Annotated in this window: 13 protein-coding genes and 1 pseudogene; 4 read left to right on the forward strand and 10 right to left on the reverse strand. The window is 68.2% G+C overall.

Features of this window, described 5'->3' with window-relative positions:
• Positions 1-127 precede the first annotated feature (127 nt).
• From D2L64_RS23345 to D2L64_RS23370, 6 genes are read right to left on the reverse strand one after another with little or no spacing between them, the layout of a single operon-like run.
• Complete coding sequence (locus tag D2L64_RS23345; protein WP_233559107.1) at positions 128-1,075, reverse strand: alpha/beta hydrolase family protein; 948 nt, start codon at positions 1,073-1,075, stop codon at positions 128-130.
• Positions 1,076-1,080: 5 nt separating this feature from the next.
• Complete coding sequence (locus tag D2L64_RS23350) at positions 1,081-2,628, reverse strand: aldehyde dehydrogenase family protein (RefSeq protein ID WP_119579358.1); 1,548 nt, start codon at positions 2,626-2,628, stop codon at positions 1,081-1,083.
• Positions 2,625-3,434, reverse strand: coding sequence for an ABC transporter ATP-binding protein (locus tag D2L64_RS23355; RefSeq protein ID WP_119579359.1), 810 nt, complete (start codon positions 3,432-3,434; stop codon positions 2,625-2,627). The genes D2L64_RS23350 and D2L64_RS23355 overlap by 4 nt, the downstream gene beginning before the upstream one ends.
• Before the next feature lies 1 nt (position 3,435).
• Positions 3,436-4,188, reverse strand: a complete 753-nt coding sequence (locus D2L64_RS23360; RefSeq protein ID WP_119579360.1) for an ABC transporter permease — start codon at positions 4,186-4,188, stop codon at positions 3,436-3,438.
• Positions 4,189-4,202: 14 nt separating this feature from the next.
• Positions 4,203-4,967 carry an ABC transporter permease gene (locus D2L64_RS23365; protein ID WP_147376292.1) on the reverse strand — a complete coding sequence of 255 codons (765 nt, stop codon included), beginning with the start codon at positions 4,965-4,967 and terminating at the stop codon, positions 4,203-4,205.
• A gap of 3 nt (positions 4,968-4,970) precedes the next feature.
• Positions 4,971-5,978 carry an ABC transporter substrate-binding protein gene (locus D2L64_RS23370; RefSeq protein WP_158603534.1) on the reverse strand — a complete coding sequence of 336 codons (1,008 nt, stop codon included), beginning with the start codon at positions 5,976-5,978 and terminating at the stop codon, positions 4,971-4,973.
• 176 nt (positions 5,979-6,154) lie between these two features.
• Here D2L64_RS23370 and D2L64_RS23375 point away from each other — a divergent pair, with 176 nt between their 5' ends.
• Positions 6,155-6,637 (forward strand): MarR family winged helix-turn-helix transcriptional regulator, encoded by a 483-nt coding sequence (locus D2L64_RS23375; RefSeq protein ID WP_199714730.1) that lies wholly within the window; start codon positions 6,155-6,157, stop codon positions 6,635-6,637.
• 43 nt (positions 6,638-6,680) lie between these two features.
• Here D2L64_RS23375 and D2L64_RS23380 read toward each other — a convergent pair whose 3' ends face one another.
• Both D2L64_RS23380 and D2L64_RS23390 read right to left on the reverse strand, forming a co-directional pair.
• A complete protein-coding gene (locus tag D2L64_RS23380; protein WP_119579363.1) occupies positions 6,681-7,742 on the reverse strand; it encodes a DUF3500 domain-containing protein in 1,062 nt (353 codons plus the stop codon).
• A gap of 526 nt (positions 7,743-8,268) precedes the next feature.
• On the reverse strand, positions 8,269-8,904 hold the full coding sequence (locus tag D2L64_RS23390; RefSeq protein ID WP_119579364.1) for a TetR/AcrR family transcriptional regulator: 636 nt from the start codon (positions 8,902-8,904) through the stop codon (positions 8,269-8,271).
• 296 nt (positions 8,905-9,200) lie between these two features.
• Here D2L64_RS23390 and D2L64_RS27145 point away from each other — a divergent pair, with 296 nt between their 5' ends.
• Positions 9,201-9,494, forward strand: coding sequence for a hypothetical protein (locus tag D2L64_RS27145; protein WP_147376293.1), 294 nt, complete (start codon positions 9,201-9,203; stop codon positions 9,492-9,494).
• 516 nt (positions 9,495-10,010) lie between these two features.
• On the opposite strand, the gene D2L64_RS28560 is transcribed toward D2L64_RS27145, so the two are convergent.
• Positions 10,011-10,289: a YobI family P-loop NTPase gene (locus tag D2L64_RS28560; protein ID WP_407663181.1), complete on the reverse strand. Its 279-nt coding sequence runs from the start codon at positions 10,287-10,289 to the stop codon at positions 10,011-10,013.
• Between the two features lie 200 nt (positions 10,290-10,489).
• Here D2L64_RS28560 and D2L64_RS28060 point away from each other — a divergent pair.
• A pseudogene (locus D2L64_RS28060) lies at positions 10,490-11,106 on the forward strand (TraG/VirB4 family ATPase); the annotation flags it as partial.
• Between the two features lie 97 nt (positions 11,107-11,203).
• On the opposite strand, the gene D2L64_RS23415 reads toward D2L64_RS28060, so the two are convergent.
• Positions 11,204-11,941, reverse strand: coding sequence for a hypothetical protein (locus D2L64_RS23415; RefSeq protein ID WP_147376294.1), 738 nt, complete (start codon positions 11,939-11,941; stop codon positions 11,204-11,206).
• Between the two features lie 538 nt (positions 11,942-12,479).
• Between D2L64_RS23415 and D2L64_RS23420 the strand changes: the two genes are divergently transcribed.
• A complete protein-coding gene (locus D2L64_RS23420) occupies positions 12,480-13,997 on the forward strand; it encodes a non-reducing end alpha-L-arabinofuranosidase family hydrolase (protein WP_119579367.1) in 1,518 nt (505 codons plus the stop codon).
• Positions 13,998-14,092: the final 95 nt, after the last annotated feature.

The raw sequence follows: 14,092 nt of genomic DNA on the forward strand, positions 1-14,092 counted from the left end.
ACCACAAGCGCTCTCCGCCGCACCACACCCGCTCCCTCCCCCGGTCCGTCGCCCCGGGCCACCGCTCCTGCCCGGCCGACGCCCGCGCCTTCCGACATCGACAACCGCACCCGGGCCGCTCCTCGACTCAGTCGGTTGCCAGGTGGGTGGCGAACCAGTCGAGCATCGGCTCGGGTCGGCGCTGGAACTCCAGGTAACCGTCCCAACGGGCGGTGGTCTCCTCGATCCAGTGCAGCTTCTTCTCGGCGGTCGGGATGTTGTCGAACATCGCCTGCACGTCGTCCGGGTGCGTCAGGACATCGTCGCGCACCTGATAGAGAAAGGTAGGTACGCGGACGTTCCTGGCCCATTCCTGCGGGCTTCGGCGGGCGAAGCCGATGCCGGTGCCGCGGATGATCCGATGTTCGAGGTCGTCGAGCCGTCCGGCGACGCCGAGCATCTCCAGCCGGCGCCCCATGATGGTCCGCGCGGTCACCGGTTGGGCCGCGACGAGGCACCGGACGCCCTCGAAGGAACCGGGAAACTGGGTCATGGCGGCGAACGTGGAGCTACCGCCCAGGCAGCGACTGAACAAGCCGATCGCCGTGCCGCTGGTGTCCGGACGGCTGCGGGCGTAGGTGAGCGCGCCGACGACGTCGCGGGCCTCGAAGATGCCGCTTGAGCTGATGCCACCGTTGCCGGCACCGCTGAGGCCGTGGTTGCGCAGGTCGTACGCCAGGACGTGGTAGCCCGCGTCGTGCAGGATCCGGTAGTCGGGGATGAAGTTGACCTCGAAGCCGTTTCCGCTCGCCGCCCAGGCCGAGTGCCAGGGCTCAAGGTGGGTGGGTAGCCCGGCCCGGGTGAAGCCCATGGGATGGTTCGCGATGATCAGCTTGTCCGAGCCGGGGGCGGGAATGAACCAGCCTTCCAGCGGCACCCCGTCGTGGGACGGGAAGGTGACCTCCTCGAAGTCGAGTCCGAGTTCGCCCGGCGAGTGCAGCAGTGGCGACCGGGCGGGGTGGCTGAACCCGGCGGCGATCTGGTCCAGCAGGTAGGCGATCCGCTCCTCGGCCGGTGCCTGTCGTAGCTCGGTCATGGTGGTCAGGTCCTTTCCTTGTGGTCGTCCTCGCCGAGCAGACGCGCACGGGCTACGGCGAGAGCGTGGGCCATCGCCCCGGGCGGACGGGCGAAGGTGGTGGTGGGTGTCGGCGCGGGACCGGTCCGGACGGTGATGGCGTGCGGATAGACGAATTCGAGAAGCCCTTCGTCCCCGTGTTTGCGGCCGAATCCGCTGTCCCCGCGCCCACCGAACGGCAGCCCGCTGATCTGCGAGAAGGCGAGCGCGTCGTTGACGCTCGTCATACCGACGCGCAGGCGGCGGGCGATGGCCTCGCCGTGGTCCCGGCTGAACACGGCGCTGCCCAGGCCGTACGGGCTGGCGTTGATCCGGGCGATCGCCTCCTCGGTGTCGGCCACCCGGATGATCGACAGCACCGGCCCGAAGGTCTCCTCGACGGCGGCCAGGGCGTCCGCCGGCACGTCCACGAGGATCGTGGGTTGGACGTACTGGTCGTCGGCGGCGCCGCTGGCCGGTCCACCGACGACCGCGGTGGCGCCGCGCGCCAGGGCATCCTCGATGTGGTGGCGGATGACCGGAATCTGAGCCGGCAGCGGGACCGGGCCGATCAGGTCGTCGTCGCCGCTGCCCGCGTGTACCCGCCGGGCGAGCGCGGCGATCCGGTCGACCAGGGCATCGTGCACGGCGTCGACGACATAGGCGACTTCGAGGCTGATGCAGCCGAATCCGGCGTTCTGCAGTGCGCCCCAGGTGATGTGGGCGGCGGCGTCGTCCAGGTCGGCGTCCTCGGCCACCACGGCGGCGTCGTTGCCGCCGAGTTCCAGCAGCATGGGTGTCAGGCGTCGGGCGCAGTCCGCGGCCACGGCCCGGCCCGAGCGGACGCTTCCGGTGAAGGCGATCTTGTCGACGTCCGCGGTGAGGGCCTGGCCGGTGGCGGCGAAGCCGACCAGGGTCTGCAAGGTGTCCGGCAGGTCGGGTACGGCCCGCCGCCATGACCGCGCCAGCCATTCGCCCACTCCGGGGGTGATCGGGCTGGGTTTGAGGATGACGACGTTGCCGGCGGCCAGGGCGTGGATGACTATCGCTCCCGGGGTGCCGAGCGGAAAGTTCCACGGCCCGATCACGCCGACCACGCCGTAGGGAAGGTATTCGACAGATGCCCGCTGGTTCGTCATCGCGGGTGGGGTGGCGACCTGGTGGCGGGCGAGCACCCGTTCGACGTTGTCGAGGACGAAGGTCAGGTGCCCGAGGACGGAAAGCACCTCCGCCCGGCCGTCCTCAAGTGACTTTCCGTTCTCGGCGCGGATAAGCGTCGCCAGTTCCTCCCCGCCCTGGGCGATGTCCCGGCGCCAGGCCCGCAGGCGTTCCGCGCGGCCGTCGAATCCGAGGTCCCACCACGGCCCGGCGGCCGTCCGCGCGACCTCGACCGCTGCCCGCACCTGCTCCGGACCGGCCACCCGGTGGCGCGCCAGTTCCCGGCCCGTGGTCTGGTCGCGCGTGACCAGTTCTTCGCCGTCCACGCTCGGGTCGCCGTCGCGGGTGGCGCTGGTGTTCACGGTCTCTGTGCTCATCGTCGTTCCCCGATCTTCGAGTGGTGGTCAGGCGTCGAGTCGTGGTGGGCGGGGCGCCGGATGAGCGTCAACACCTGTGCGCGCAGCTCGGCGAAGCGGGGCAACTGCTTCGTGGTCACCTGGTCGCGCGGTCGGGGCAGGTCGACCTCGACCGTGTCGAGCACGACGCTCGGACGGGCGGACATGACCACCACCCGGTCCGCCAGGTAGACCGCCTCGTCGATGTCGTGCGTGACGAGCAGCATGGTGACGCCGGTGTCGTCACGTACCCGCAGGATCAGATCTTCGAGGTCCGCGCGGGTCTGGGCGTCCACCGAGGCGAACGGCTCGTCCAGCAGAAGGATCTCCGGCGCGTACGCGAGGCCCCGGGCGATCGCCACCCGCTGCTGCATGCCACCGGAGAGCTGCCATGGATAGCGCCCGCCGAACGAGGTCAGACCCACCGCCTCCAGCGCCGTGGCCACCCGTGCGGCCCGGTCGGCCGCGGACCGGTGCCGGTTGCGCAGCGGCAGGCCGACATTGCGCCGTACGGTGAACCAGGGCATGAGCGAGCGGCTGTAGTCCTGGAACACCGAGGCGATCTCCTTCGGCGGACCGTTGAGGGGAACGCCGTTGAGGGTGACCGTGCCCGATGACGGCTGAAGCAACCCGCAGAGGCACTTCAGCATCGTGGACTTGCCGGCCCCGGACGGCCCGACGATGCAGACGAACTCACCCTTGTCGACGGTCAGGGTCAGGTCGCGGATCGCCTCGACGGCCTGATCGCCGGATCCGTACGTCTTCTGCAGATTCGACACCGTGAGCATGTCAGTTCCTTTCCGTCATGCGGATGTGCCAGCGCAGGACACGTCGTTGAAGAACCAGGAAGAGGGCGCTCAGCGTCACCCCGAGCAGGCCGAGCAGCACGGTGCCAGCCCACATCTGGGGTACGTCGAAAGAGTTGCGCGCGCTGAGCGTGACGAAACCGACGCCGTTGCTCGCGACGTACAGCTCGGTGACGACCATCATGATGAACGCGATCCCGAGCGCGGTACGGATCCCGGCGAAGATCTGCGGCGCCGCCGCCGGCAACAGGACGAAAGCCAGCCGTTGTGCCCGGGTGAGCCGGTACGACCGAGCCACGTCCTCCAGTTCCGGGTCGATCCCGCGCACCGCGTCGAGGGTGCTCAACAGCACCGGGAACAGACACACGAACGCGATGACCAGGATCTTCGAGCCGTCGCCGATGCCGAAGAGGACGACGCTTACCGGGACGAGCGCGGTACCGGGTATGGATCGGCAGAACTGCACCACCGGGTTCAGCGCCCGCGCGAGCAGCCTGCTGCGGCCGAGCGCGACGCCGATGACGATGCCGACAAGCGTCGCGATCAGCAGGCCGACGAGCAGCCGGGTGACACTCGGTACCAGGTCCGAGCCGAGTCGCGCGAACAGCCAGGACTCTCCGAAGGCGGCCAGCACGTCGCGCAGCGGCGGGTAGAACGGCGACGTGCTTCCCGCCGAGGTGGTCCACCAGCCGACGACGAGCAGCACGGGCAGGAGCAGTCGAAGGTAGATCCTCATCCCGCTCGACCTCCTCACGCGTTCTGGGTGCGGTGGGACGGGTGCCACCTCAGCGCCCGCCGTTCCAGCCGTTCGAAGACGGCGTTGAGCGCCACCCCGAGCAGACCGGCGATGACGATGACGCCGTACGTCGCCGCGTACAGGCCGTTGCTCGCGTAGGTGGCCAGGGTGTTACCGAGGCCGGCGACCGCGCCGATGAGTTCCATCGCGATCGCCACGAGCAGCGTGATCGTCGACGCGATCCGCAGGCCCGTGAAGACGTACGGCAGGATGCTCGGGGCCGTCACCCAGGCCAGCCGCTGCGGTGTGGTGAGGCCGAACACCCGCGCGGTGTCCCGGGTGACCGGGTCGATGTCCCGCACGCCGTACAGCGTCTGCAGCAGCATCGGCCACAGCGCCGCCACCGCCGCCAGGAGAATCACCACCGCCGGCCTGGCGCCGAGCAACAGCAGCATGATGGGCAGGTAGACCACGACCGGGATCGGTCGGAAGAACTCGACCGTGCCGAGCAGCAGCTCGTTGACCACGGGCACGCTCGCCATGGCGGCGCCGACGAGCGTGCCGACAGTGACGCCGAGCACCAGTGCGACGGCCCAGTGCGTGAGCGTCTGCGACACGGCCATCCAGAGGTCGACCGTTGCGAGGTTGGTCCACAGCCAGCCGGCGATCTCGGAGACCGGGGGGATCTCGGCCGGGAGGGCGCCCGAGCGGGCCAGCGCCTCCCCGGTCCCGAGCAGCGCGGCCGTGGTGAGCACGGGTAGCGGCATCGTGAGTCGCACGGCCTACTCCGCAACCTGGAGCCCGCGCGGGGGCGTACCGAGGTCGTGCGCGTCCGGCGCTTCCGACCAGGTGAACGTGTCGAGCGGGGGTGCCGCGTCGATCCGGCCGAAGTCGACCATCAGCCGGGCGACGAGTGCCGCCGAACGCCTGTCGATCCCGCTGACGTACCAGGGCAGCGGCAGCTCGGCCACCGCCTCCGGCGGAGCGCCGGTGGTCCGTACGATGGTCTGCCGGACCTGGGCCGGGTTGTCGTTGGCGTACGCGGTCACCTCGCCCCACGCCCGCACGAAGCGTCTCATCACCTCCGGATTCCGGTCGACGAACCGCTGCGAGCCCATCAGGATGCTCGGCACGCTGCGCGGGCCGAGGGCGCTGGTGGCGGGATTGCCGATGGAGCGGAACCCGCCCGTCAGCAGTTGACCCGCGAACGGCTCCAGCGTGCTGACCGCGTCGACGCGGCCCTGTCGCAGCGCGGCGACCTGGTCTTCGAACGGGATGGCGACGATCCTGACCTGCGTCGGGTCGCCGCCCGCCCGGCGCACGGCTTCGAGGACGGTCAGGTCGAAGAAGCTCTCCAGCCCGTTGACGGCCACCGTACGCCCGGTGAGGTCGGCGAACGATCGGATGCCGCTGCCCTCCGGCACGACAAGTGAGAACGCATCGCCCTCCGGCGACTCGTAATCGGTGACCAGCGAGGTGACGATCTCCACCGGGAAGCCGGCGGCCACCGCGGCCGGTACCGCGGTGATCTCGCTGACGGCCAACTGGACCTGTCCGTTGAGGAGCAGCGCGACGCTGTTGGCGCTGGCGCCGGAGCCCGGCACCTGATGGATCTCGAAGCCGTGCCGATCGAAGATGCCGCGCTCGATGCCGAGCGAGAGCTGCGCGTTGTTCGCGGTCGGACTGAAGTCGATGACGATGCGCGTGTCACCGGACTCGGTCGTCTCGGCCGGCTCACCGTCGGTGCCGCACGCGGCCGTGAACCCGAGCAGGCCGAGGGCGAGGATCACGGCGATCGGTGTGCGATGGGCTCCCTGGTGTCTTGCGTCCGTTCCCTGCGTCGTGCGCATATCCGTGATCCCTTCTTCGCCCGGCTGCCGAGGCATGGACATACCTAGACAGGGTATCAAGAGCTTGATGTGACGCAAGTAGTGAATGCACATCAGAGGCGGTATGCTCCGGAACCGTGACGGATGAACCGGCGGTGACCTTTGACGACGCGGAGATTCTCGGCCGGGTCGCTTCGACGCTGCGCCGGGCCGACCTGGCCCTGCTCGCGGCCAAGGAACCCGCACTGCGCAAGGTCGGAGTCTCCGGCTCGCTCTACGCGGTGCTGGCCAACCTGGGAGTGAAGCCCGGCCTGACGGGCGCGGAACTCGCCCGGCTGACGGGGGTGACGCCGCAGGCGATCGCGCCGCTGGTCGGCAAGCTCATCGAACGCGGCCTGATCGAGCGTCGCGCACACCCTCGCCACGCCAACATCCAGGAGTTGCACCTCACCGAGAGCGGACGCCGGGAGACGGCCAGGGCCGACCGGATCATGCTGCACCTGGACACCCACATCCGCGACTCGTTGGGCGACCAGGAGTACCGGCAGTTGCGCGTACTGCTGGACCGGGTCATCACCAGCCTGCCTGGCTGGGTTCCCCCGCCGGACGGATCGTCCTGACCCCGGCCTCGGGCGCCGGCGGACCGTCCGGTCGGGGCGCCGATCAGCCCAGATAGTCGATCTGCCGGTCTCGATAGACGCTGTGGTAGTGGTTGTCGCCGTTGCCGAAGCGCCCCACGTTGGAGAACTCGATCCACAGCCGAGGACCGTCGATTCGCAGGTACGAGCCCGGGGTGTCCGGGTCGGTGGAGCCGCTCCAGGCCACCCGGGTGCGGTCGAACTCGGCCTGGTACTGCTCCATCAGCGGTTCCGCGACGCGCTCGTCGGCGTCGCCCACCCAGGCGCGCACCACGGCGACGACCCGTTCCTGCTGCTCGGCGCCGAGGTCGGTGACGAGCGTGCCCGCCGACTCCGGATACTGCTCGCTGGCGCCGGTGCCGACCCGGACGTCGTCGATCGGGCCGATCCGGGCCGCGGCGAGTTCGCCTTCGCCGAGACCGTCCAACAGATCGGAAACCGCCTGCGTCTTGGCCAGCATCGGCCGGACCCGCTGACCGTCCACCTCGAAGTCGACCGGGTCGACGCCGGTGAAGGCCGGCGTCGGGCTGACCCGGCCGTTCTCGTAGGTGGTGTTGACCGCGAGGTGGTGCCCGTTGACCTGGACGGTGAACCGTTCGGTGACACCGGGCTCGCCGAAGAAGGCGATGAAGTACCTGTCGGAGCTGACCGCCGTGTCGTGGTTGCGCACGCCGAGCGCGTCCTCGGCGGCGAGCACGCCACGCAACTGCTGGTAGCCGCTGTCGGAGAGGACCGCCTCGGCGACGCCGAGGGCGGCGGCGCGCTGCTCGTCCGTCAGGTCGCCGAACGCCACCCCGTTGCGGTCGCGGGTGGACGGGAAGTAGATCCACTGCCGCAGGGCCGGATCGGCGGCGTCGTACGACGCCTTGTCCCGTAGTTCGGCGGAGAGGCTGGCCAGGAACGCGCCGGCCGACGCGACAACGGATTCGGCGACACCGGCCGACTCGACGCCACCGGTGGTGGGAGTGGGCCGATCCGACGGCACTGCCGGTGCGGCCGCGTCACCGCCGGCCGTGCCGTTCACGCAGGCGGACAGCCCGACGGTGGTAGCCACCACCGCCGACATGAGCGAGATGCGAGCTCGCATGTTGCCTCCTCTACGGACCGTCAATTCTCGACACAGTATCAGAGTGTTAATGTGTGTCAAGAACTTGATACGTACGCCGGAGGCGGAGCCCCGAAACCACCGGCTCGCGTGTACGACAGTGGTTCATGTCGTTGAAGACGTATCACGTCAGAGCGTCGATCGCCGTTTCCGACATACCGCGGGCGGTCGCGTTCCACGAAGGCAAACACGAAGGCGTTGGCCGACGCCGGCGGCGAGACGCTGGGCAGGGCCGCCGAGCGGTGGATCGAGTTGCGGTCCGAGGAAGGCGAGGCCATCGACGACCACTTGGCCCATGAACTCATTGGTGAGGTTGCTGCTTTGGCGGCGAGCGCAGCACGAACGAGGACACACCGCTCGACGCGTCCGGCCCGCAGCACCCTGGACCCGCAACCTCGGCTACCCCACGTGACCACACTCGGAGCCGCCACTTCGAGTTTCAGGGCTCTTCACAGAGACGGTGTGACCGTGGACCTTGGGGTCCGCCGCTGAGACTCGTCGGTGGGGCTCAGCCGTTGGACGACGACGACCCCGGTTCAGTTGCGGCGTACCGGGCGGCGATGGTGCGGACGGCCTCGTCGACTACCTGAGCGACACGTTCGGCGCTCACCTCCCAGCCCGGCACCAGGAGTGTCGGCCAGAAGACGTAGTTGGAGATCATGCCCAGGAACTGGGTCGCTGCGAGGTCCACGTTCTCGACCCGCACCGTTCCCGCCTCGTGCTCAGCCAGGAGGTGGCTGCGTACGGACTCGCAGTAGGGCATCTTCCCGTGCGAGAACTGCGCATGGGCCAGCTCAGGGAAACGCGGCATCTCGGCGATGACGATCCTGAACAGGCCGGTCATCTGGGTACGGCCCAGCAGCTCGGCGTAACCGCGACCGATGATGCTGAGCCCGTCCACGACGTTGCCTGCTGGCGGAGGATCCGCCTCGTCAGCGGTCGACCAGGACTCGGTCACGATGGCGTCGAACAGGGCAGCCTTGCTCGGAAACTGCTTGAACAAGGTGGCCCGCGAAACGCCCGAGCGCTCTGCGATCCGCGCCAGCGACGTCCCGTCGTAGCCCAACTCTAGAAACAGTGCGGTCGCGGCCGTCACGATCAGTGCGCGCTTCTCCTGGGCGACGCGCTGGTGATACGTCGTCACGACCCTACTCGTGGGCCGAGCATACGAGGGTGAGTGGCTTGACTCGCCACTGCCGCCGACCTAGTACACCGGGCGAAAGTCCGGTCCGTCGGCGCTAGTCACCGGCTCCCAACCAAAGGCGACCAAAGTAATATCATTCCGGGCGCCGAAATCTCTCAACAGCTTGGAGATCGGGCCCTCTGGAAGACAATCCGCAACTCTCGCGAACACCGTGGCCGGAGATGCTCCTAGTTAGCGCGGTGTGCGCGGGCGGGGGAATACTCCTGTGCAGCCTTGGGTATCGCACCTACACGGTGGTGACGCCGATCGGCGCGACCGCCTGGCTGGGGATGGCAGTCCGATCCGCACGCGACACCGAAACGGCAGGTAATGACGTGGAAAAAGACGGCCGCAACACCATGCGGGGGCGGAAAGTGGCGACCCTCGTCATCTCCACACTGATCGCTGTCGGTGCCACCCTGATGCTCGTCAACGCCAACGGCAACATCACCGCGTACATCGTCGGTGGAGCAATTCCTCGCCCTGACGCTCTACGTCATCGCCAGCGTCATGGTGAATTGGAAGAAGGCCTTCTGAAGCTGAAACGCTGAGAGACGCCGATCTCACGTAAGCAGCACACAGGGAGGCGTCTGACCCGGCATATCGCCGGACGGCGCGTTCCGAGATGTCTTCGCAGGCCAACTGGCTCCTCGATGGAAGGGCGTGTTCGTCCATCTGGTCGAGAAAGCTCCGATCGACCTCGCGGCGGCCGTCGCGCTCATCGATGCCGCTGTCCAGAATGCGGATCTAGAAATCGACTACGAATCCTCGGACCGGGTGGCAGAGTTCCTCGCGGAGCATTACGCCGAGATGCGAGCGTTTGCCGGCATCGCGGACGCCTCGACGGCGGCTGATGTGGTCGCTCTGGTTTCTCGTTTCGGCACCCAGATCAGCGACCTCACAGTGCTGGGGGACGCGCAGCGTGAGGCGGTGGTGGCGGCCTGCCTGTACCCGGTCACGAGGGCGAACCTGTTCGCGGCGCTCGGTGCCGGCACCCCGCTGGCTCTCGACGTGGTAAGGGCAACCAACGTGACCGTCTACCGCCACGTCCTCGACAACCTGGACAGCTACCTCCACGATCGCGAGGAGGACGACGTGACCGTCGATGCTTCGGAGGAGTTCGTCGCGGTGCTGAATGACGTCGCCGGTGCCGCCGCCGGCCAAGGCCTGAACGGGTCGATGCGGAAGTACCTCGACCCCGGCATGTCCGCGGGCGCCTTCCGGTAGAGCAGCTGCTTGACGATCTCCTTCTGAATGAGGTTCGTCAGTGGCGGGAGCGTGCCGTCCTCCTGGATGCGCGCCCGCGTCGTATCGTCGATGCCCAGGCTCGACAACGACACTGTCACGCCGGGATCTGTGGGAGCCGGAGGGTGAAACTCCCTCCGGCTACCCGACCCTGGGCTACTACCGGCTGCATCCGCACTGGATGACCGTCTATGCCCCAGACATCGCAAAGCTCACCGTAACGTCCCGGCCCTGATCCACAGCACGGGCCAACCGACACGCGTCCAAGACCCGCTTCATCGGAGGTCTCGTGACCGCCTGGGCCCGCCTCGCACCGTGGGTACACGGCTCCTTCTCCCACCTGTTCGACAGCCCCTCCACCACCCGCCTCGACGGACACCTGGTCGTGTGGTCACTGCGGCAACTGCCCGACGAACTACGCACCGTCGGTACCCTCCTGGCACTCGACGCGATCTGGCGTCAGGTCGACGCCCCCACCATGACCACCACCCGCCGACTCGTGGTCGTCGACGAGGCATGGCTGCTGATGCGCGACGGCGAAGGCGCCCGCTTCCTGTTCCGGATGTCCAAGGCCGCCCGCAAACGCCACGCCGGACTGACCGTCATCACCAGGACGTCAACGACGTCCTCGGCACCGACCTCGGCCACGCCGTCGTCGCCAACGCCGCCACCCAGGTGCTCCTCAAACAGGCCCCACAAGCCATCGACGCCGTCGGCGACGCGTTCGGCCTCACCGCCGGCGAACGACGACTCCTGCTCGCCGCCCGAGTCGGCACCGGCCTGCTCATCTGCGGTACCAACCGGACGAGCTTCGAGGCGATCGCCTCCGACACCGAACACCACCTCGCCACCACTGACCCGGAGTTCGTCGCAACTTTGCCGGATTTTGGCGGGAACTTCGTGGTCGACGACCTGTGACGAGCTTAGCGAAACGATGATGTTGGGTAACTGCGGGCTGACTGACGCTAGTGGGAATCAGGATGCTGGATGCACCCGATCACCCGCGCAGCCGCATTCAGATGCTGCCTGCTGCGGCGTAGAGCACGTACCACAGCGCCGCACTCAGGGCACCGCATGAGACGGCCGCGGTTAGCAGCATCGGCCATGCGCGCCAAAGACGGTGCGCCGTGGCGAGCCAGACCAGGACGACAATCGGAAGCACGATCTTGACGACCTGGCCGGCCAGAACGCCTCGAAGGAATTGCGCTTGGTCCGGGTCGGTCACGGCCAGCAGCCGCCAGGGTGGTGCCAGCACCAGGGCCTGCCAACCGTCGCCGGAGAGCAGCCCGCAGAGCCCTCCCGCCGCCAACGCCGAAGTTGAGGGTTTACCGACCCGCACGACGTAACCGAGCATCCCGAGCATCGGGCCCGCGACGACGGCCGCAGCCAGCCACGCAGCCGTCATGATGGCAACCGAACGCAGCCCCAGTAGGTCGGCCGACGTGCCGTCCTCGAGGTGGCCTCCGCTCCACCGGCGACTGACCATCAATACGAGCAGGTAGTAGAGCAGCGTGGCCAGCATCAACAGCATGGTGGCGTCAACTGCCGCTCGTCTCGCCGTGGCGGCTGAACGGCCGACGAGGACAGCAGCCAGCCCCCAAGCGAAGCCGCTGCTGGTTAGAGCGATCAGGAGCTGCCCAACAATGCCTGCGACGGAGTCGGCCGCGAATGCGAGCAGGCCGAGCGTGACTGCGGCAGTTGCGACCATCGCCGTGCGGCTAGGACGATCTGCCGCGGCAACAGAGTTGGCCACGCCCGCCTCCTGTAGAAGGGGCGCTGACCATACCAAGGTGCCATCAGCTCGACAGGAAGCAGACAGGAAGCGGTAGTGCAGGGTGCGGCGTCGGGGCTCCGGCCGCAACCCAGGCAATGAGTCGTCATCGATGTTAGCGTGATCATCTGATCGAACCGGGCCGATCCTGGTGGTGGCCCCGACGGGCGGGTGGGGTGCCGCCCGCCAGTGGCTGGCGGGGGCTCGTCGAGTGGCGGGTGCGGGGCGGCGGGGCGGTCGCCTGGAGGCCGGCTAGGCCGTCGGCGCCGTGGTCGGCCGGCTGCCATCGCTGGAATATTACGACTTGACGAACGGCGTGTTATCGCTCACAGTCGATGGGCAAGGGCGGCGACGCCTGTGGCTTACCGGGCAAGCCTGTTCGTCGGATCTTGGGTCGGACGTGCGCCAGGGCGGGTGCACCGGATGTTAGCGCTAACAACTTTGGCGCCTGTCACCTCGACATGCGTCCGAAGCGCCTGCCCTCGGGCAGGGCGTTGGTCTCGGTAAACGAAGGAGGATCATGTCTGCCTTGGGTAGGTCTGGATCGCTCACGCCCCGGCGGCGTGGGCTGTTGCTGCGGGCCGCCGCCGCCGGCGTGTCAGCGGTACTCGGCGGTGTCGTGGCGGTGGCCGCGGTGTCCACCCCCGCCGTCGCCGCGACGGTCGACACGAACGCGTGGTACGTGCTGGTCAACCGCAACAGCGGCAAGGCCCTGGACGTGTACAACCTGGCCACGAACGACGGTGCCCGGATCACCCAGTGGGCCCGGAACAACGGCAACCAGCAGCAGTGGCAGTTCGTGGACTCGGGCGGTGGCTACTACCGGCTCAAGTCGCGGCACTCCGGCAAGGTGCTGGACGTCTACAACTGGTCCACCGCCAACAGCGCCAGCATCGTGCAGTGGACCGACCACAACGGTTCCAACCAGCAGTTCCGGCTGGCCGACTCCGACGGCGGACACGTTCGGCTGATCAACCGGAACAGCAACAAGGTGCTCGAGGTGCAGGCCGCCTCGACCGCCGACGGGGGCAACATCGTGCAGTACGACGACTTCAACGGCAGCCACCAGCAGTGGCAGCTGGTGCGGGTGGACGGCGGGACCAACCCCACCACGCCGCCGCCGTCCGGCAACTGCAACCTGCCGTCGACGTACCGGTGGTCGTCGTCGGGTGCGTTGGCGCAGCCGAGGGCCGGGTGGGTGTCGCTGAAGGACTTCACGCACGCGCCGTACAACGGTCAGCACCTGGTCTACGCGACCACGCACGACACGGGTACGTCGTGGGGCTCGATGAACTTCGGTCTGTTCTCCAACTGGAACCAGATGGGTTCGGCCAGCCAGAACCAGATGCCGTTCTCCGCCGTCGCGCCGTCGCTGTTCTACTTCGCGCCGCGCAACATCTGGGTGCTCGCGTACCAGTGGGGTGGGCCCGCCTTCTCCTACCGGACCTCGACCGACCCCGCCAACGTGAACAGCTGGTCGGCGCACCAGACGCTCTTCACCGGCAGCATCTCCAACTCCGGCACCGGCCCGATCGACCAGGCGCTCATCGGTGACGACCAGAACATGTACCTGTTCTTCGCCGGTGACAACGGCCGGATCTACCGGGCCAGCATGCCGATCGGCAACTTCCCGGGCAGCTTCGGCTCGAACTACACGACCATCATGACCGACACGACGAACAACCTGTTCGAAGGCGTTCAGGTCTACAAGCTCCAGGGCCAGCAGCGGTACCTGATGCTCGTCGAGGCGATCGGCTCGCAGGGCCGCTACTTCCGGTCGTTCACCGCCACCAGCCTGGGCGGTACGTGGACGCCGCAGGCCGCCACCGAGAGCAACCCCTTCGCCGGCAAGGCCAACAGCAACGCCACCTGGACCAACGACATCAGCCATGGCGAACTGATCCGCACCAACGCCGATCAGACCATGACCGTCGACCCGTGCAACCTGCAGCTGCTCTACCAGGGCCGGTCGCCGAACTCCGGTGGCGACTACGGTCTGCTGCCGTACCGTCCGGGTCTGCTGACCCTGCAACGGTGACGAACTGACAAAGGTCCGGCGCGGATAGTGCCGGCGCGGGCGGGCTCGGTAGCAAGGCCGAGCCCGCCCGAGTCGTACCCGGCGAACTTCCCGTG

Source organism: Micromonospora radicis, from assembly GCF_003583405.1.
GTDB classification, from domain to species: domain Bacteria; phylum Actinomycetota; class Actinomycetes; order Mycobacteriales; family Micromonosporaceae; genus Micromonospora; species Micromonospora radicis.

Coding starts and splice junctions, on each gene's coding strand:
- D2L64_RS23345 (WP_233559107.1), bottom strand. CDS start 1,075: ATGACCGAGCTACGACAGGCACCGGCCGAGGAGCGGATCGCCTACCTG.
- D2L64_RS23350 (WP_119579358.1), bottom strand. CDS start 2,628: ATGAGCACAGAGACCGTGAACACCAGCGCCACCCGCGACGGCGACCCG.
- D2L64_RS23355 (WP_119579359.1), bottom strand. CDS start 3,434: ATGCTCACGGTGTCGAATCTGCAGAAGACGTACGGATCCGGCGATCAG.
- D2L64_RS23360 (WP_119579360.1), bottom strand. CDS start 4,188: ATGAGGATCTACCTTCGACTGCTCCTGCCCGTGCTGCTCGTCGTCGGC.
- D2L64_RS23380 (WP_119579363.1), bottom strand. CDS start 7,742: ATGCGAGCTCGCATCTCGCTCATGTCGGCGGTGGTGGCTACCACCGTC.
- D2L64_RS23420 (WP_119579367.1), top strand. CDS start 12,480: ATGTCTGCCTTGGGTAGGTCTGGATCGCTCACGCCCCGGCGGCGTGGG.